Raw genomic sequence first — 16,252 nt, forward strand, 5'->3', positions numbered from 1 at the left:
TGGCTCGGGCGTCGGAGAACGTCCTGGCTGAGCAAAGTTGTGGCCGACAGCTCGCGTAGGGCTGTCGGCCGCAGCACGTCTGGCAGTGTCCGACCAGCCACGGCGTATCAGCAGCCGTCTCTCCTCCGACTCAGCTGCGACTGTCAGAGGCGCGCACTACGGTCCTGCTATGGCAGCCAGAATCGATCTGACCCTTGATTGCGCAGACGCGAAGCTCCTCGCCGAGTTTTGGAAGACGGCCCTGGGGTACATGGACGAGCCGCCGCCCGCTCCCTTCAGAACCCGCGAGGAGTGGCTCGCGCAGTTCGACCTTCCGGAGGACGACTCCGCGGACGACGGCGCGTGGCTTTGCGATCCTGACGGCGACGGCCCCCGGCTCAGCATCCTCAAGGTCCCCGAGCCGAAGACCGCGAAGAACCGACTCCATATCGACGTCCGGGTGCCGGGACACGGCAGCCCCGATGAGAAGTGGGCGCGGATCAGGGCGGAGTCCGAGCGGCTGGTCAAGGCGGGCGGGGTCGTCCTGGAGGAGTTTGAGGGGCATCACATGGTGATGGCCGACCCGGAGGGCAATGAGTTCTGCGTTGCCGCGGCCTCCGCTTGACGTTGACCGGGTGCGGGATCACCCCGCCGCCGACCGGCACGATCCGCTCGTCGCCCAGTAGCAGACTTGGCGGTCCACCGACGGCGGTGGGCGCCGGTCCTCGGGCAGAGCGGCCCGTCGTTGGGGCAGCGACAACGGTCTCCTCGGCCCAGGGCGGAGGATCGTCCTTCTCGTCCTCCGTGTTCGAACACATCCGCCGGGATGTGCGTCTTGATCCGTTGCTGTCGCAGCGGGCTCTGGCAAAGATCTTGGTCGACAACTTCCTCAGTGAGGTGCTGAATTCGTCTGGCCGGCAGCCGGAGCGTGTGGCGGGCCGCTGCTGCCGGAGCGATGACGTCGGTACTCTCCAGCTCAAGACACCGGCGGATGAGTTTGGGGTTGCTCAGCCCGGCGAGCGCCTCCCGCAAGAGCGGGTCTGCGGAGACCAGGACGGCCTTGAGCTGGTTGATCGCTTGCGAGCGTGACTTGGTCGCTGAGCTCCTGGCCATCTTGAACATCCGAATCACCTCCACCGGCCCGTCGCTGGTCTTGGCGGTGGCAGTGGCACGGCCGGATATCACGGCTTGAGCTGCGGCTGCCGCATCGATGGCGTCGGTCTTGCCGCGTCGGCGCCGTGTGGCTTTGTCGGGCTGGTTGACCTCGGTGACCGTGACGCCTTCGCTGTGCAGGTAGCGCGTCAGCGCCGCACCGTAGGAGCCGGTGCACTCGATGCCGGCTCGCCGCAGGCGGCCGAAGGACTGTGCCCAGGACAGCAGTTGCCGGTAGCCGTCGCCAGTCGTGGGAAAGCTCCGGGTGTCCAGCAGGGCTCCCATGGTGGTGATCACCGCGGCCACGTGGACATCCTTGTGGGTGTCCACTCCGAGTACGACGTCCTCGGACGCTGGAGCCGTCTGATGACGGGGACGGGTGGGGTGGGTCATGCTGGGCACGGTCGCCTGTCTCCTGAAAGCCTCGGGAACAGCGGTGGCCGACGCCGGGCCGGGTGTGGCGGTCAGGACTGTGACGGTGCCTGTTGCGAAGGCCCCTATCGGGACACGCCCACCGGTCCGGCGGCAGCGCGCACCGTCTCGGACGGCAGTCGGCAGATCAAGACCAAGGCACCAGGGCCAGTCGTATCGCGGGCCAGACCACCGCCCGGGGCGGCACCCGAACATCCTCACAGTCGTACCGGGTGGCGACGGCCCGGGAGTTCTTGAGCCTGTTGATGGTCCGCTCGACCTCGTTGCGGCGCTTGTAGATGTCGCGGTCGAAGCCAGTGGGTCTGTCGCCTGCGCTGCCTTTGCGTCGGCGGTTGGCCTGTTGGTCCTTCGGTTCCGGGATGGTGTGCTTGATGTCGCGTCGTCGCAGGTTGCGGCGGTTGCGGCGGGAGCTGTAGGCCTTGTCGCCGCTGACGTGGTCGGGCCGGGTCCGGGGCCGTCCGCCCAGCGGGCGGGGAACCCGGATCCGGTCCAGAACCTCGATCATTTGCGGGGCGTCGCCCCACTGGCCCGGCGTGAGCAGGAGTGCCAGGAGGCGGCAGCCGCCTTCGCCGGCGAGGTGGATCTTGCAGGTGAGGCCGCCCCGGGAGCGTCCGAGTCCCTCGTCGGGACGGTGGTGCCGGGGCGTCGTCCTTTTTTCGGGACCCGCGGTTCTGCCTTGCGGGCTCCGGCCGCGTGCTGGTGGGCCCTGCACGAGGTCGAGTCGACGGCGACCATGCTCCAGTCGATCCGTCCCGCAAGGTCGGCGTGAGCCTGGACCGCCTGCAGGATCCGGTCCCAGGTACCGTCGGCCGACCAGCGGCGATGCCGCTCGTAGACGGTCTTCCAGGCGCCGTAGCGTTCCGGCAGGTCCCGCCACGGGACACCAGTGCGGATCCGGAACAGGATCCCGTTGAGCACCGTGCGGTGGTCGTTCCACCGGCCTCCCCGCCTGCCTGAAGACGGCAGGTGCGGCTCCAGCAGCGACCACTCGCGATTCGTCAGATCCCCCCGGCCCATCAGGGCTTCGGCGTAGTCAGCCCTGGTCCGGTTTGTGACGGTTCGTTGACCGGTGGGTGTCCCGGAGCAGGACAGGCACGGATTTCCAAGATCATGGAGTTCTCTACGCCCCGTGACCTGCCTGGAAGACCGTGCCTGCCGACGCATCATTGCCGATTCCGCCTGCCCTTGACCAGCTCCGCGAGCAGCCCGGCGTCGGGCCCGGGGAGGTGGCGGGCCTGCTGGAACGGCTGGCCGAGGTGCCGGACCCACGGGACCCTCGCGGTGTGCGGCACGCGTTGGCCGTTGTCCTCGCCCTGGCCGCGTGCGCGGTGCTGGCGGGGGCGACTTCGCTGCTGGCGGTCGGCGAGTGGATCGCGGACGCGCCGCCCCCGGTGCTGGAACGGCTCGGTGTGCGCCCCGATCCGGTGCTGCCCAGGCGGCTGGTGCCGGCCGAGACGACGGTGCGCCGCCTGCTCGCGCGCGTCGACGGCGACGCCCTGGACCGGGCGGTGGGCGGCTGGCTCGCCGACCGCTGCCCCGCCGGCTCCGGGTTGCGCGGACTGTCCGTGGACGGCAAGTCCCTGCGCGGCGCGGCCAGGGCGAGGGGACGGAAGATCCACCTTCTTGCGGCGGTGGAGCACAACACCGGCCTGGTCCTGGCCCAGCTCGACGTCGGCGAGAAGACCGGCGAGACCACCTGCTTCCAGCCGCTGCTGGACACCGTCGTCGATCTGGCCGGGACGGTCGTCACCAGCGACGCACTGCATACCCAGCGCGAGCACGCCGGCTACCTTCTGGGCCGCCGGGCCCACTACATCGCGATCGTCAAGGGCAATCAGAAGAAACTGCGCAAGCAGCTGAAGTCCCTCCCCTGGAAGGGCATCCCGCTCCAGGGCCGCACGCGCGGCAGCGGTCACGGCCGCGCGGAGATCCGCCGAATCAAGGTCGCCACCGTGAACAACCTGCTATTTCCCGGCGCCTGCCAGGCCGTCCAGATCAAGCGCCGCCGCACCGACCGAAAGACCGGCAAGACCACCATCACCACCGTCTACGCGGTGACCAGCCTGACCGCCGAGCAGGCCGCCCCCGCCCGGCTCGCACAGCTGGTCCGGGACCACTGGAAGATCGAGGCCCTGCACCACGTCCGCGACACCACCTTCGCCGAGGACGCCTCCCAACTGCGGACAGGCAATGCACCCCGGGCGATGGCGACCTGGCGCAATCTCGCCATCGGCGCCATGCGGCTGGGCGGCGTCAAGAACATGGCCGCCGGCCTCCGCCGCAAGGCACGCAACGCCTGCCGACCCCTCGCGTTCCTCGGCCTCGCATGATCACAAACCGGACGTCATCCAGTCTTTGCCGAAGCCCTGGGTCTGACGGCTGAGGTTCATCTACTCTGTCGTCATGGCATGCAGGGTATGTGGGCTCGGTGGGCACAACAACCGCACATGTCCGGGTGAACACTCCACGTGCCCGAACTGTGGTAAGCCGACAGCCAACATGAGCGACTACTCCGAGCGACACGACAGCGATTACTGCTCTCCGTTTACCTCCTCCGATTGCTGGGGTGACGCGCGGTGACAGCGCTTGTCTGTACAGGGTGTGACGATCCCGTCGAGAACGCGACTGACTGGGACGACGAGTCTCAGATGTGCAGCGCTTGTTATGAAGTCAGCGGCGGCCCCACGTACTGCTGCGGCGTTATGTACGACGATGGTGAAGATACCTGTAGGAGTTGCGGCGACCCGCTTTAAGAGACCGTTGCGCTCCAACGTTGCGTCGCGGGCCTGCGATGCAACGCCCGCGATCCCCGATGGCCCCTCGCACTCCTCGGCCTCGGATGATCACAAACCGGACGCAACGCGACTACGCCGAGGCCCTGCCCGGCCCATGGCCGAACCGACGAGCGATCGGTCAGAAAGTCACATGATCCGCCGGACGGGGCCTAGCTAGACCCCCCCAGCGGCGGCGCGAGCTGCTACCCCGGTCGCAATCTCCCTGGCCAGCAGTCGCGAGCCCTGCCGGCCACCTCGGCCATCACCGCCCTGAAGGCCGCTGCCCTGGCCTGCGCGAGGGGGCAAAGATCAAGACTTACAACTGCCGTAACTGATCCGGCCTCATTTCTACGAATCAGAAGGAAGCGCCTGGTCCATTACGGGGTCGGGCTGGACCTGTTCACCGGTGACCGCATCGATGCGGGGAGCTTCGCGTGCTTCGCCGTTCTCGCCGACGTTGACCAGCCAGAGAGGCCGCCACACTCCCTTGACTCTCTCAGCCAGAAGGAAGGGCTCACCCATGACCTTCAGCTTGGTCAGGTCTTCTGCCCGGCGCTGGACTTCCTTGCGGTCCAATACAGGCTTGGGCAGATCAGGGTCCTTCATGGACCTCACCGTGATCGCCATGATGCGACCCGATGAAGTGACCGTGATGTCAAGCCGCATGGGCATCAGAACGCCATGGTGATAGCGGCGGTAGCTGAGCGAATAAGGCCCGTTTCCACCGCCCAACGGGTCCCAGGTGACTTCGCTGTCCTTTACCTCTTCTGCGAACCAACGGTTCGCGACACGCTCACCCGCCGCCTTTGCCTGCGCGGAGCTGAGCGTCCCACCATCGTCCTGTCGGTCGAAGGAGTCCACGGCAAGTATCTTGCGGGCTGCCCACGAAAGGTTCAGGAAACCTTCGTCAGTGGTTACATCGATCACGACGGGTTCGTCAGGGGTCGCCGGACGCAACTGAACCTGCGCAACCCGCGTGTGTTCTCCGAACACACCCACGGCGGCTTCGCGAGCCCAACGGTCCTGAGCAGGGGTGACGCCCAATGCCTCGGATGCTCCTTCGACGGGCGTGACAGCGCCCTGGAAGAGGGCCAGCATGACGAGCAGTGCTGATCCTGCCGCAACCCCGCCGAGGCGGAAGTCACGGTGAAAGAAGGGGGACCTCCGCGACTTGACCCACAACACGACCAGCCCCGCAGTGAAGCCGAGCGCGGCACCCAAGCAGTTCAGAGTGAGGTCAGAGTAGGTGCACGCCCGCCCCAATGGCAGAGCAGCCTGCGTGAGTTCAACGCCTGGAACAGTGACGCTGATGATCGCCAGAGATGCGAGCGGCCAGCGGGTGGAGACGACGAGGAAAAAGCACGCAGGGAGAAAGAGCAACACATTGACGTTTTCTCAGCGAAATGATCTACGCGAAGCGGCATGAACCACTCGATGCGTGAGCAGGCCGGACGAGTTGGGCCCGGCCGCGGACAGACGTAAAGCCCCTGGTAGGACAGGTCTCACCACAAGATCATGTCCGTAACCACCAGAGGCTTCACGTTGGTCACCTATGTTGCCACGCTCGATGTCCCGCGCCACGTCGTGGACCACCTCTCGCGTCTGCTCGCTGCCCACCGCCGCCGAATCGGCACCCCGCGCGGCAGCCGCGCGCTCGGCCCGTTCCGCCAAGCCGTGCTGGTGCTGCGCTGGTTCCGCGAACGCGGATGCGTCCACTGCCTGGCCCGCGACGCCGGCATCTCCCAGGCCACCGGCTACCGTTACCTGCACGAAGGCATCGACGTCCTCGCCGCCCAGGCCCCCGACCTGCACGAGGTCCTGGACCGCTGCCAACGCGAGGGCATGACCCACGTGATCCTCGACGGCACGCTGATCGCATCAGACCGCCTCGCCGGCGTCCGGGACAACGGCAACGGCCTGTGGTTCAGCCAGAAGCACAAGGCGTTCGGCGGCAACGTGCAGTTCCTGGCCGCTCCGGACGGCACCCCACTGTGGGTCTCCGACGTCGAGCCCGGCTCCACCCCCGACGTCACCGCCGCCCGCATCCACGCCCTGCCCGCCCTCTACAAGGCGGCGGCCGACGGGCTGCCCACCCTGGCCGACAAGGGCTACATCGGCGCCGGCATCGGCATCCGCGTCCCGGTCCGCCGCCCGAAAGGCCAGTCAGAACGGGCTCTGCACACCGACACGCGAACCACCAACAGCCCGATCAGAGGCATGCGAGCTCTCGGCGAACGCGCCGCAGCCGAACTCAAGCAGCGCTGGCGCACCCTGCAACACATCACCATCAGCCCCAGCCGGATTGGCGACATCGCTCGCGCCGCCCTCACCCTCAACAGAATCTGGAAGTGATCACCGCTGAGAAAACGTCATTGAGTTGCCCCTGGGTGGTTTCCAGTGCCTCACGCAGAGGTGTTCCCGTTATACACTCCAGATGCGTAGCGGCGTCACCGACACTGCCTGGTGTCAATGTCACTGCGAAGGAACCCGCGAATGAGACTGCTGCTGCAGCACTCAGCACGACAGAGGCATTCTTCGCCCTCGCCAGGAATACAGCCGGCAACGCGAGCAGCACCGCGAGCACCAGGAAAACGGTCACGACACCCGAGAGTGCCCCGACGGAAGCGCTGATCAATGGATTTCCTTATTCTGGCGAGAGGTGTCCGGCCCCGACGAATCGGGGCCGGACACCTATGTTTTATCTCAGCAGGGGTTGAGAGTCGGCGCCCAGAAAGTGCCCTGGCCCGACACGGACATGCCGCCGGTCGCACGGCAGCCCGAGGGAACCGGCAGACCGCCGAAGCTGTGTGTCTTCGTCTGCCCCGTCGAGAGACCGAACGCCGGAGAGCTGTAAATCTTGCCGCTGGCGTCCATGGCGAACACAGCACTGATCGCGCTGCCGCCCGTCTTGGTGTACTTCGCCGACGAGTAGAACAGGCTGGAGTTTCCGGAGACGAGCCTGCCGTTCTCCACGGTCGAGTACAGCGTGCCGTTGCTCAGGCTCGTTGACGTGGTGCCCGCCCAGGCTGACGTGCCGGCCCCGAGTACACAGAGCGCTGCGGCCGCAACCATGCCGACCTTCTTGGTGATACCCGCACTCATCTCCTATAGATAGATAAACCAGACAAGCCGGAACAGGCTGGTGCGCTGTTCCGCTCCAGCGGCGGGAACTCTAAACGATCTTGAACGCCGGCGCTAGAGTAGAGCGGTTGGTGAACTAGGTCTGCATTATCGCTTTATGACGACACGTCATGTCAGATTGGCTGAGTCCGCGCTCGATCCGCGCGGCAGGCGGGGCTGGATCCATTCGCTGATCGCGATGCCGGTAGCGGCTGCGGCGGGCGTCCCGGTCCGCGGCTGCTCTCTGGCCGCACTGATCGGGTCCCCTCGCCGGCGAGGGGGGACAGGCTGATCGCCGGCCGGCGGAGGATCGCGGGCGGGCGGCGTTTCCGCCTGCCGTTACGAACCCGGCAGGAAGAGAATTCGAATGGCGCCGAGGAATCCCGTTCAGTTGGAGGCTGAAGAGCGCATCCGTGAAATTCGATGGGCTCCGCTGTGGGTCTGTGAACCTGCCGCGCTTGGTCGGGGAGCGAAAGCCACCTCGAGCGGAAATGGATTCACTGAGCCTTTTCGGTGTGGCCACCGATCGGGTGTTCGCTGGTGCGCGTTGCAGGGGCGCACGTCGCCGGCCGGAGAGGCTTTGGGCAGTAGCTGCCACGGGGCGGGTGAACAGGGGCCTTACGCCGGCCCAGTGAATCGGGCAGGTACTGGACCTGCCCGAGGTTGTGCCCGATGAGCCCTCCGTTGGACGGCTCCCTTGTCGGGCGGATCAGGTTGGGCACGCGAGCGACGTCGCCTGGGAGTTGTGTGCGAGAGGAGGGGCGCAGGTCAGTTGCGTCCTGCCATGACGCCGCCGTCGATGTCCCAGACGGCGCCGGTGACCCAGTCGGTCCCGGTCGACAGGAGGAAGGCGACGGTGGCGGCGACGTCGTCGGGGGTGCCGGTACAGCCGAGGGGGTGGAAGGTGTTGAAGCCGTCGAGCGCGGCGTCGACGTCCGCCTTGGGGATGAACTCCTCGTAGATGGTGGTGCGCACGACGGCCGGGGCGACCGCGTTGACGCGGATGCCGTGCGGGGCAAGTTCCATCGCGAGGTGCCGGGTGAGGGAGTGCAACCCGGCCTTGGCCATCGAGTACGCCGACGAGGGCGTGGCCGCGACGGCCTGGTGCGCCCACATGGAGCCGATGTTGACGACGGCTCCCTTCGTGCCGCGGGCGATCATGTTTCCGGCGATGGTCTGGGTGAGGAAGAAGAAGGCCCGGTTGATGGCCTGGTAGCGGTCGTAGTCCTCGGACGTGTGCTCCAGGAAGGGCTTCGGCGCGAAGACGCCGGCCGCGTTGACGAGGAGGGTGGCGTCGGCGTGCTCCTCGGTGAGGATGACGCACAGGCGGTCGACGGCCGCGGGGTCGGCCAGGTCGGCCGCCAGACCGACGGCCTTGCCGTGGGTGGACAGGGCAGCCGCCGCCTCGTCGGCGCTTGACTGCGTGCGGCCGGTGACGACGGCGCTGCCGCCGGCATCGAGGACGTGGCGGGCGACGGCGCGGCCCATGCCGCTGGTGCCGCCGATGACGACGACCTTCTGGCCGGAGAAGTCGAGGGTGGTGCTGGAGGTGTGATATGCCATGGCGTAAGCGCGTGCGGCGGCACTGAAGGAGTTCGTCTCGGCGACCGCCTGCGCATACCGGAGCCCCTCGGGATTCAGGCGATCATTCATAGGCATTCGTTATCACTCCATTCATGGATGTCTCCTGCCGCGCCAGGTTTTCACTGCTTAGGGGGGGCTTCAGTCGACTCAGCATAACCATCGCCTATATGCGTCCCGTCGTATTCGGAAGGGAAAGGACCTCGTGCGTCTCCTCGCCCGCCGATCACCGGCTTGACCTTGACATGGTGACAAGGTGTCCCCTGGGTGCAGGAGGTGGTTTCGATCAACCCGACAAACGGAACCCCGCAGAACGCCCGCGTGGTCGCCGCCCTGAGCGCCGCGGACTCGTCGGTCCGGCTTCAGGCGGCCCTGGCGGTCGGCTCGAACCCCGACTCCGGCTTCCTGGAGACGCTCGTCGAGCGGTGTGCGGTCGAGCCGGACTTCTACGTGCGGGACATGCTGACCTGGGCGTTGACGCGCCTCCCGGCGGAGATCACCCTGCCGCGGATCCGCCAGGAGCTCGACTCCGAGCGCGCTCGGGCGCGCAGCCAGGCGTTGCACACCCTCTCCAAGATCGGCGACAGGAGCGCGTGGGCCTGGATCACGCGCGACATGCTGCGTGACGCCGACGACGAGGTCGCGCGGACCGCGTGGCGCGTCGCGGTCGTCCTCGTGCCCGAGGACGAGAAGAACGACCTGACCGACGAACTGGTCATGCAGCTCGGCCGAGGCGACCGCAATGTGCAGCTGAGCCTCAGCCGGGCCCTCGTCGACCTCGGCGACGTGACCGGGCCCGCCCTGGAGAAGGCCGCGGCGAGCCCCGACCCGGCGGTGGCCGCGCACGCTGGTGCCACCGAGCTGCTCCGGCGGAATCCGGAGACCGGTTTCGACGCGGCCATCGACACGGCGAAGCGAGTAGTGAGCCTCGGCCCGGAACGAGCCGCTGCCGTGGAGACCGCGGAATGCTGATCGGTGATGTGGCTCGCCACTCGGGGGTGAGCCCCCGGATGCTCCGGCACTACGACGCCCTCGGGCTGGTGCGGCCGACGGGTCGCACCGTCGGCGGCTACCGTGAGTACTCCGCAGAGGACGTCCGCAGGATCTTCCACGTGGAGAGCCTGCGGTCCCTCGGGCTCTCCCTCAAGCAGATCGGGCGCGCGCTGGAGGACCCGGCCTTCACGCCGTCCGCCCTGGTCAGCGACCTCATCCGGTGGACGGAAGACCGCTTGGAGCGGGAACAGGAGCTGCTGGACCGGCTCCGCGCCGTCGACGCGTCGGCGCCCACCGGCTGGCAGGACGTCCTGCGCATCGTCGAACTCATGCAGGGGCTCAACTCGCCCAGTGCCGCGCGCAGGCAGCAGGCCGTCCTGGCCCGGCCGGAGTGTGTACCGGTTCCCGCCGAGCTGCTGGCCGAGGCGGTCCTCACCGAATCCGACGCCAATGTCGCGGGCGCCCTGCGCTGGGCGCTCGCCCGATCGGGCGGCGACGGCGTGGCGGCACTGGCCGCCGGCGTGCACTCGGAGGACGTCGACATCCGGCGACGCGCGGTGCTGGCGATCGCCGAGATGGCAGAGGCCCCGGGCGCGACCGCGGTGCTCGCGGACGCGCTCGGGGACCCGGACACGAGGGTGCGCAGGTATGCCGCTCTGGCGCTGGGCAGGCGCGGCGTGACCGGGGCCGTGCCGACGCTCGTCGGCATGGTGGTCGAGGGCTCCAACGACGTCGAAGCGGCGGAGGTTCTGGGAACGCTGTCCCAGGACCCCGGGTGCGCGGACCGGATCATGACCTCGGTGGTCGACGAACTCGCCGCGCCCACCGCGGACTCCGCGACGCGGATACGTCTGACCCAGGCGCTGGTCGAGCTGTCTGGGAGCTCTGTGAAGGAGGTCCTTCGCCAACTGGCCCACGACGACGACCGCGCTGTCGCCCGCGTTGCCGCGGCCTTGGTCACGGTGGTCGACGAGCGCTCTTCCGAAGACCGAGGCGACGAGGATTCCTGAAGGGGCCATCCGCTGAGAAAAGCCGGCCCCTGTCGGTGTCAGGTCGTCGTCGACGACTTCCCGGCCGACGGCTTCTCGCGGAGGGCGTCGACGACCGCGCGCTCCAGGACCGCCGACTTGTTGATCAGGGTGCCCTTCTTGCCCATGGAGGTGTCCCTGATGAGGTAGCTCCGTTCGCCGAGGTACTCCAGGGTGGCCGAGTTGAAGATCCAGGTGGTGCGGTCACCGGTGCGGGTGTTGTCGCGGGCCACGCCGATCCCGTGCCGGCCGGCCGCGTCCACCGCGTCGGAGTCCACGCTCACGCCGGGGATCTTCGCTGCGGCCTTGTAGAAGGCGGCCGCGGTCTTCGGCGGCATCACCGTCTCCCGCAGCAGCTCACCGATGGTGTCGAAGGTGTCCTGGGCCTGGTCCCGGTCCTTGGCCGGGGTGTCGCGCTGGTCCTGGTCCCGGGTGATCTCGGTGGTGAGCCGTTGGAGCAGGGCGTCGGGGTCGGTGGGCAGCGAGGCCAGCCATGTGTACGTCGGCCGGCTGAGGCCCGCCGGGTAGCCGACGGCGGGCTCGCCGTCCGGGACGCCGACCTCGATCGGGTAGTACGAGCCGTCCTCGTGGATCAGGCCGACATCGATCACCGGTCCTGCCTTCTGCGACATCCAGACCTCACGCTCGCGGGGCTCGGTCAGCTTCACCGGGCCACCGAAAGAGCCGTTGTTGTCGGTCTGCAGTGTCTTGACGTACACGAACTGGTTGTCGGTGACCTTCTGTTCGTCCTTCTTCGCGGCGACCGAGGCGATCCGGTCGAGCAGCACGGCCGCGCCACGCGGGGCCGTGGCCCGGGAACCCGTGCCCGCGGCGGACGGTGCCGGAGCGCCGTCCCGGCCGGTGGCGGCGAGCGTGGTCAGCAGCACCCCGCCCAAGGCCAGTCCGGCGGCGGGCAGCAGAACGGCGGCGCGCAGGAGACGGGGGCGGGTGGAGGTGCGGTCGCCGTCCTGGTCGATCAGACGCATCAGGGTTTCCTTGTGGTGGAGATGACGGCCAGGGGGCAGGTCCCGTTCGGCCGGGGCCGGCAGCAGCCGGGCCAGCTCCTCGCGTTCGGCCCGCTCGGGGCCGGAGTTACGGTCGTTCATCAGGCTTCCTCCTGGATGGGCAGGGCCATGAACGCGGCCCTGCTCTCTACCTCTCCGCGGCCGGGGCGGGGTTCCCTTCCGGACCGGACCGGTCCTCCGGGGTGTGCTTTCCGCGCGGACCCGCCCGGCGTCCAGCCGAGTTCCTCGTCGGTGAGCCGGCGCAGCCGGGTACGGGCACGGGCCAGCCGCGACCGCACGGTGCCCACCGGGACGCCCAGGGCCTCGGCTGCCTCGGCATAGTTCAGCCCGGACCAGACGCAGAGGGCCAGCGCCTCGCGTTCCTGGCGGCGGAGTCCGCCCAGCGCCTGCCGGACCGCGGCGAGCCGCCGTGCGTCGTCGACGCGTCCGACCGTGGCATCCGCGATGTCCGCCACCAGTTCCGGGGCGGGGCGGCGGGCCAGGAAGGCCAGGCGCCGCCCGATACCGCGGTTGGTGTTGCGTGCCTTGTTGGTGGCGATCCCGAGCAACCACGGCCGCAGCGAGTCGCCCTCCGGGTCGACGGTGTGACGGGTACGCCAGGCCGTCAGGAAGGTCTCGGACAACACCTCCTCGGCCGTCGACCAGTCGCCCGACAGCCGGTAGGCGTGGTTGTAGACCTCCCGCGCGTATTCCTCGTAGAGCGCGGTGAACGCCTCGTGGTCGCCCGCACTGATCCGTGCGCGCATGCGCTCCCGATCTCCTTGCTCATCACATCTCACACCCTCTACCTCTCCGGCCGGACCGAGGAGTTCCAGTGACCCGCGCCACACCGTGGGGCCACTGATACCGGGGGGCCGGGTCCACAGACCACCGGTGAGACGCACCCCCTCCATCCCGGTGCCGGCCGATCCGCCGGAGGCATCTTCCTTGACCGTGGCCGGGAAGCCCGCCCGGCGGAACGCAGCGCAGCAGGACGCTCGTACCTGCCCGAACTGCCTGGCACGCTTGATCGTTGACGGGCAGTTTCCGTGTGTGTCCGGCAGTTCTGTAATCTTCGCGCTCTCAGCTCCCACGCCACCGAGGAAGTACACATGGCCGAAACGCCCGCTCTCCGCCCAGGCAGCGCAAAAGAGAACCTGTTCACTCGAATCCGCAACCTTCCCCGCTGGCAAGGCATACTCGCGGCCCTCCCCCTGGGGCTGCTCCTCATCGGTGGATTGATCGGCGGCCTCATCGGCGTGCTCGGCGCGGTCATCAACCTTAAAATCGCCCGCACCGCTCTGGCCCCCGCAGGGAAAGCCCTCTCCATGACGGGCGTCATCTTCGGGGCCGTGATTGCTTTCCTCTTGATCGCTGCTGTACTTGCGGGGTTCTAGGAAGCGCGGTTGCCGCTGTCCCGCGCACGGTCGTGAAAAACGTGAGGACGTGAACGTGTCCACGTGGGGTCGGATCCCACCCCTTGGTACTGCAGCCGCAGTTATGGGGGGTCCACTCCTATGTCTTTGGTCAAGCTGGTCGGGTGCGAGTTCGGGGCGTCTGGAACGATGTGTCCGTGCATGCTGATGATCAGGTTGGCGAGGGTGTCCCCGCCGAGCTCGCGGCGTTCCTGCGGGGGGCGGTCGACGGCCGCCCGGTGAAGATTGCTCGTTCCGTCTGCGAGGGATGCGGTGGTCGGGTGTTCTTCGCGCTGGTCAACGCGTCCGGAGCGGAGCGGGAGTGTTCGGGCTGTGCGAGCCGTGCGTTCATCGCGGACAGCAGCGAGTACTGGAATGAGGAGTCCTGGGAGGACGACGAGCCCGGTGCGGCCGGCTGCCCTTGCGGGAGCGAGGAGTTCGAGGCCGCAGTCGCGTTCTCGCTCGGCGGCGACCGTTCGGTCCGCTGGGTAACCGTGGGCTTGCGGTGCATCAAGGACGGATTCTGCGGGATCTATGCCGACTGGAAGATCGACTACAGCCCCACGGATCACCTTCTGACCATGGTCTAGGTCTGCCGGACGACGGCCCGGACGGGCTGGGGTTCGTAGAAGGTTCCGTCGCGGAGCATGGCGAAGAGGACGTCGGCGCGGCGCCGGGCGAGGCAGAGCAGGGCCTGGGTGTGGTGTTTTCCCTGGGCGATTTTCTTGTCGTAGTAGGCCCGGGATGCCGGGTCGCCCAGGGCGGCGAAGGCGGAGAGGAAGAAGGCGCCGCGAGGGTGGCGACGCTCCTGGTCGGGGCCGGCCGTGGAAGCTGTCGCTGGAGGACCGGGTCCTCTTGGTCGCCGCGTACTGGCGGACCAACCTGAAGATGCGTCAACTAACTTGGCTGTTCGGGGTGTCGAAGCCCGCCGCCGACCGGGTCATCGACCACCTCGGACCGCTCCTGGCGCTCTGGCCCCGCCAGCGGTTCGCCAAGGACGCCGTGCTCATCGTGGACGGCACTCTGGTGCCCACCCGCGACCACAAGGTGGCCGAACAGTCCAAGAACTACCGCTACTCCACCACCCACCAGGTCGTCATCGACGCCGACAGCCGCCTGGTCGTCGCGGTTGGCCGACCGCTGCCGGGCAACCGGCACGACAGCCGGGCCTGGGCCGAGTCCGGCGCCAAGGCCGCCGTCGGCAACACCACCACGATCGCCGACGGCGGCTACCCGGGCACCGGTCTGGTGATGGCGCACCGCCGCCGCCCGGGCAAGGAGCCGCCCGACTGGAAGCAGGCCCACAACAAATCGCACAAGCAAGTCCGCGCCCGCGTCGAGCACTGCTTCGCCCGCATGAAGACGTGGAAGATCCTCCGTGACTGCCGCCTGCGCGGCGACGGCGTCCACCACGCCATGCGCGGCATCGCCCGCCTGCACAACCTTGCTCTCACGGGATAGCTCCTGCCGCATGCGGGACCTGAGAGGTCCACGGGAGACGGCTCCCCACCTCGCAGTCTTGGAGGAGGTTCAGGCGAGGCAGAACTCGTTGCCCTCGATGTCCTGCATCGTGATGCACGACTCGTTGACGCCATCGGCGCGCTGCGTCAGCACGTGTTTCGCGCCGAGAGCCATCAGCCGTGCGCATTCGGCCTCGAGTGTGGCCAGGCGCTCGTCACCCACGAGCCCGGCGCCGGCCCGCACACAGAGATGCACCCGGTTCTTGACGACCTTGCCTTCGGGAACTCGCTGGAAGAGCAGGCGTGGACCCACACCGGAGGGATCAGTGCACGCGAAGTAGATCTCATCCTCAGGCGGCAGCGAGCGGTGGTACTCCTCCCACGTGGCAAAGCCCTCCGGGACCGTCGGTACGACGTACCCCAGCACCTCGCACCAGAAAGCGGCGAGGTGCGCAGGTTCCGCGCAGTCGAAGGTCACTTGGAACTGTTTGATCGTTGACATCGGCGCACGATAACAGGGGTCCTGCTCATCTCCCTGGGTGGGTAGGTCCATACGTTGTCGGGAGGAGGGCCCTGCTGTCCGCTGCTGTGTCGTGCGGTCCCAGGGGTGAACCGAGGCCGGTTGCGTCCAGGGAAGTGGTCTACTTCCACGGCTGCTACTCCGTGGGCGACGACCGCCTCCGGGGCGTCAACCGCCGTCTCAACGGCCCCGCCAACACCCTGGCGGCGCTCAAGTCGATCTGCGCCGCACGACCCGACGGCGCCCCGATCTACATCATCCTGGACAACCTCTCCGCCCACACCGGCGCGGACATCCGCCGTTGGGCGAAGAAGAACAAGGTCGAGCTGCGCTCACCCCGACCCACGCCTCCTGTAGGCGCGTTCACCGTCGGCCAGGGACCGACGGATGAGCAGTGCGTCCTCGAAGCCGCCCTTGCCCTGGCCGGGCAGCGGGACCAGGGCCCAGGCGTATTCGCGCGGCGCGCAGGTCGTGGGCGCCGTCGCCGGCCGAGCGGATCTCCCAGGCATCCTCGGGCAGGATGGCGGAGACGGTGCGGGCGTTCTGCCCGCGCGGCCCGCACCGGTGCTTGCAGCCGATCGCCAGTACGTAGCCGAGCCGCCTCCGGGCGAGCCAGCCGCGCAGCACCGGGTCCTGGCCGTAGACCTCGTCGCCGGTCACCCACCGAAACGGCACGCCGGCGTCCACCGCCCTTGCCGACATCGCCCGAGCCAGGGCCGGCTTGGTGGCGAAGGCGACCTTGTCGCCGATGCGCGCGTTCGCCGGCGGGCCGGATCCGCAATCCAGCAGGTGGG

General features: G+C 68.2%; 17 protein-coding genes and 3 pseudogenes. 9 read left to right on the forward strand and 11 right to left on the reverse strand.

Annotated features, from left to right (window positions below; genetic code table 11):
• Nucleotides 1-169: 169 nt before the first annotated feature.
• Nucleotides 170-604 carry a VOC family protein gene (locus tag OIE49_RS26890; RefSeq protein WP_326804495.1) on the forward strand — a complete coding sequence of 145 codons (435 nt, stop codon included), beginning with the start codon at nt 170-172 and terminating at the stop codon, nt 602-604.
• On the opposite strand, the gene OIE49_RS26895 is transcribed toward OIE49_RS26890, so the two are convergent.
• Together OIE49_RS26895 and OIE49_RS26900 are read right to left on the reverse strand one after the other, a co-directional pair.
• Nucleotides 544-1,524, reverse strand: a complete 981-nt coding sequence (locus OIE49_RS26895) for an IS110 family transposase (protein WP_326804496.1) — start codon at nt 1,522-1,524, stop codon at nt 544-546. The two genes, OIE49_RS26890 and OIE49_RS26895, sit on opposite strands and share 61 nt — an antisense overlap.
• 166 nt (nt 1,525-1,690) lie before the next feature.
• A protein-coding gene (locus OIE49_RS26900) for an IS5 family transposase (protein ID WP_326804497.1) occupies nt 1,691-2,580 on the reverse strand; the annotation gives its coding sequence in 2 pieces (ribosomal slippage) (nt 1,691-2,220 and nt 2,220-2,580; 891 coding nt in all).
• Between the two features lie 266 nt (nt 2,581-2,846).
• Between OIE49_RS26900 and OIE49_RS26905 the strand changes: the two are divergent.
• Nucleotides 2,847-3,734, forward strand: a pseudogene (locus OIE49_RS26905) (ISAs1 family transposase); the annotation flags it as partial.
• Nucleotides 3,735-4,685: 951 nt separating this feature from the next.
• Here OIE49_RS26905 and OIE49_RS26910 read toward each other — a convergent pair.
• On the reverse strand, nt 4,686-5,720 hold the full coding sequence (locus tag OIE49_RS26910) for a VanZ family protein (RefSeq protein WP_326804499.1): 1,035 nt from the start codon (nt 5,718-5,720) through the stop codon (nt 4,686-4,688).
• A 159-nt stretch (nt 5,721-5,879) separates the two neighbouring features.
• Between OIE49_RS26910 and OIE49_RS26915 the strand changes: the two genes are divergently transcribed.
• Nucleotides 5,880-6,689, forward strand: a complete 810-nt coding sequence (locus OIE49_RS26915; protein ID WP_326806337.1) for a transposase family protein — start codon at nt 5,880-5,882, stop codon at nt 6,687-6,689.
• Here OIE49_RS26915 and OIE49_RS26920 read toward each other — a convergent pair.
• The 3 genes from OIE49_RS26920 to OIE49_RS26930 all read right to left on the reverse strand — a co-directional run bounded on the left by OIE49_RS26920 (nt 6,670) and on the right by OIE49_RS26930 (nt 9,020).
• Nucleotides 6,670-6,936: a hypothetical protein gene (locus tag OIE49_RS26920; protein ID WP_326804500.1), complete on the reverse strand. Its 267-nt coding sequence runs from the start codon at nt 6,934-6,936 to the stop codon at nt 6,670-6,672. The genes OIE49_RS26915 and OIE49_RS26920 overlap by 20 nt on opposite strands.
• A gap of 104 nt (nt 6,937-7,040) precedes the next feature.
• Nucleotides 7,041-7,439: a hypothetical protein gene (locus tag OIE49_RS26925; RefSeq protein ID WP_326804501.1), complete on the reverse strand. Its 399-nt coding sequence runs from the start codon at nt 7,437-7,439 to the stop codon at nt 7,041-7,043.
• A 786-nt stretch (nt 7,440-8,225) separates the two neighbouring features.
• The gene (locus OIE49_RS26930; protein ID WP_326804502.1) at nt 8,226-9,020 is read right to left on the reverse strand and encodes an SDR family NAD(P)-dependent oxidoreductase; all 795 of its coding nucleotides are present in this window, start codon (nt 9,018-9,020) and stop codon (nt 8,226-8,228) included.
• Between the two features lie 285 nt (nt 9,021-9,305).
• Here OIE49_RS26930 and OIE49_RS26935 point away from each other — a divergent pair, with 285 nt between their 5' ends.
• Nucleotides 9,306-10,010, forward strand: a complete 705-nt coding sequence (locus tag OIE49_RS26935) for a HEAT repeat domain-containing protein (protein WP_326804503.1) — start codon at nt 9,306-9,308, stop codon at nt 10,008-10,010.
• Nucleotides 10,004-11,041 carry a MerR family transcriptional regulator gene (locus OIE49_RS26940; protein ID WP_326804504.1) on the forward strand — a complete coding sequence of 346 codons (1,038 nt, stop codon included), beginning with the start codon at nt 10,004-10,006 and terminating at the stop codon, nt 11,039-11,041. The genes OIE49_RS26935 and OIE49_RS26940 overlap by 7 nt, the downstream gene beginning before the upstream one ends.
• A 38-nt stretch (nt 11,042-11,079) precedes the next feature.
• On the opposite strand, the gene OIE49_RS26945 is transcribed toward OIE49_RS26940, so the two are convergent.
• Together OIE49_RS26945 and OIE49_RS26950 are read right to left on the reverse strand one after the other, a co-directional pair.
• Nucleotides 11,080-12,165: a CU044_5270 family protein gene (locus tag OIE49_RS26945; protein ID WP_326804505.1), complete on the reverse strand. Its 1,086-nt coding sequence runs from the start codon at nt 12,163-12,165 to the stop codon at nt 11,080-11,082.
• A complete protein-coding gene (locus tag OIE49_RS26950) occupies nt 12,165-12,830 on the reverse strand; it encodes an RNA polymerase sigma factor (RefSeq protein WP_326804506.1) in 666 nt (221 codons plus the stop codon). The genes OIE49_RS26945 and OIE49_RS26950 overlap by 1 nt, the downstream gene beginning before the upstream one ends.
• Nucleotides 12,831-13,175: 345 nt before the next feature.
• Between OIE49_RS26950 and OIE49_RS26955 the strand changes: the two genes are divergently transcribed.
• Nucleotides 13,176-13,460: a hypothetical protein gene (locus OIE49_RS26955; protein WP_326804507.1), complete on the forward strand. Its 285-nt coding sequence runs from the start codon at nt 13,176-13,178 to the stop codon at nt 13,458-13,460.
• Between the two features lie 176 nt (nt 13,461-13,636).
• Entirely contained in the window at nt 13,637-14,068 is a 432-nt protein-coding gene (locus OIE49_RS26960) for a hypothetical protein (protein ID WP_326806338.1), read from the forward strand.
• Here the strand turns inward: OIE49_RS26960 and OIE49_RS26965 are convergent.
• A pseudogene (locus tag OIE49_RS26965) lies at nt 14,065-14,265 on the reverse strand (IS110 family transposase); the annotation flags it as partial. The gene OIE49_RS26960 and the pseudogene OIE49_RS26965 overlap by 4 nt on opposite strands.
• Between OIE49_RS26965 and OIE49_RS26970 the strand changes: the two are divergent.
• Nucleotides 14,223-14,939, forward strand: coding sequence for a transposase (locus OIE49_RS26970; protein WP_326804508.1), 717 nt, complete (start codon nt 14,223-14,225; stop codon nt 14,937-14,939). The pseudogene OIE49_RS26965 and the gene OIE49_RS26970 sit on opposite strands and share 43 nt — an antisense overlap.
• A 69-nt stretch (nt 14,940-15,008) precedes the next feature.
• Here OIE49_RS26970 and OIE49_RS26975 read toward each other — a convergent pair whose 3' ends face one another.
• Nucleotides 15,009-15,440, reverse strand: a complete 432-nt coding sequence (locus OIE49_RS26975) for a VOC family protein (RefSeq protein WP_326804509.1) — start codon at nt 15,438-15,440, stop codon at nt 15,009-15,011.
• Nucleotides 15,441-15,574: 134 nt separating this feature from the next.
• Between OIE49_RS26975 and OIE49_RS26980 the strand changes: the two are divergent.
• Nucleotides 15,575-15,810: pseudogene (locus tag OIE49_RS26980) on the forward strand (transposase); the annotation flags it as partial.
• 11 nt (nt 15,811-15,821) lie between these two features.
• Here OIE49_RS26980 and OIE49_RS37195 read toward each other — a convergent pair.
• Nucleotides 15,822-16,160, reverse strand: coding sequence for a hypothetical protein (locus OIE49_RS37195; protein ID WP_442812321.1), 339 nt, complete (start codon nt 16,158-16,160; stop codon nt 15,822-15,824).
• Nucleotides 16,161-16,252: the final 92 nt, after the last annotated feature.

This window comes from Streptomyces sp. NBC_01788 (assembly GCF_035917575.1).
Lineage (GTDB): Bacteria > Actinomycetota > Actinomycetes > Streptomycetales > Streptomycetaceae > Streptomyces.

What these genes read in the sequence shown, in the direction of transcription:
- OIE49_RS26955 (WP_326804507.1), top strand. Translation starts at nt 13,176, where the DNA reads ATGGCCGAAACGCCCGCTCTCCGCCCAGGCAGCGCAAAAGAGAACCTG.
- OIE49_RS26895 (WP_326804496.1), bottom strand. Translation starts at nt 1,524, where the DNA reads ATGACCCACCCCACCCGTCCCCGTCATCAGACGGCTCCAGCGTCCGAG.
- OIE49_RS26975 (WP_326804509.1), bottom strand. Translation starts at nt 15,440, where the DNA reads ATGTCAACGATCAAACAGTTCCAAGTGACCTTCGACTGCGCGGAACCT.
- OIE49_RS26940 (WP_326804504.1), top strand. Translation starts at nt 10,004, where the DNA reads ATGCTGATCGGTGATGTGGCTCGCCACTCGGGGGTGAGCCCCCGGATG.
- OIE49_RS26945 (WP_326804505.1), bottom strand. Translation starts at nt 12,165, where the DNA reads ATGAACGACCGTAACTCCGGCCCCGAGCGGGCCGAACGCGAGGAGCTG.
- OIE49_RS26950 (WP_326804506.1), bottom strand. Translation starts at nt 12,830, where the DNA reads ATGCGCGCACGGATCAGTGCGGGCGACCACGAGGCGTTCACCGCGCTC.
- OIE49_RS26890 (WP_326804495.1), top strand. Translation starts at nt 170, where the DNA reads ATGGCAGCCAGAATCGATCTGACCCTTGATTGCGCAGACGCGAAGCTC.
- OIE49_RS26930 (WP_326804502.1), bottom strand. Translation starts at nt 9,020, where the DNA reads ATGGCATATCACACCTCCAGCACCACCCTCGACTTCTCCGGCCAGAAG.
- OIE49_RS26970 (WP_326804508.1), top strand. Translation starts at nt 14,223, where the DNA reads ATGCCGGGTCGCCCAGGGCGGCGAAGGCGGAGAGGAAGAAGGCGCCGC.
- OIE49_RS26925 (WP_326804501.1), bottom strand. Translation starts at nt 7,439, where the DNA reads ATGAGTGCGGGTATCACCAAGAAGGTCGGCATGGTTGCGGCCGCAGCG.
- OIE49_RS37195 (WP_442812321.1), bottom strand. Translation starts at nt 16,160, where the DNA reads ATGTCGGCAAGGGCGGTGGACGCCGGCGTGCCGTTTCGGTGGGTGACC.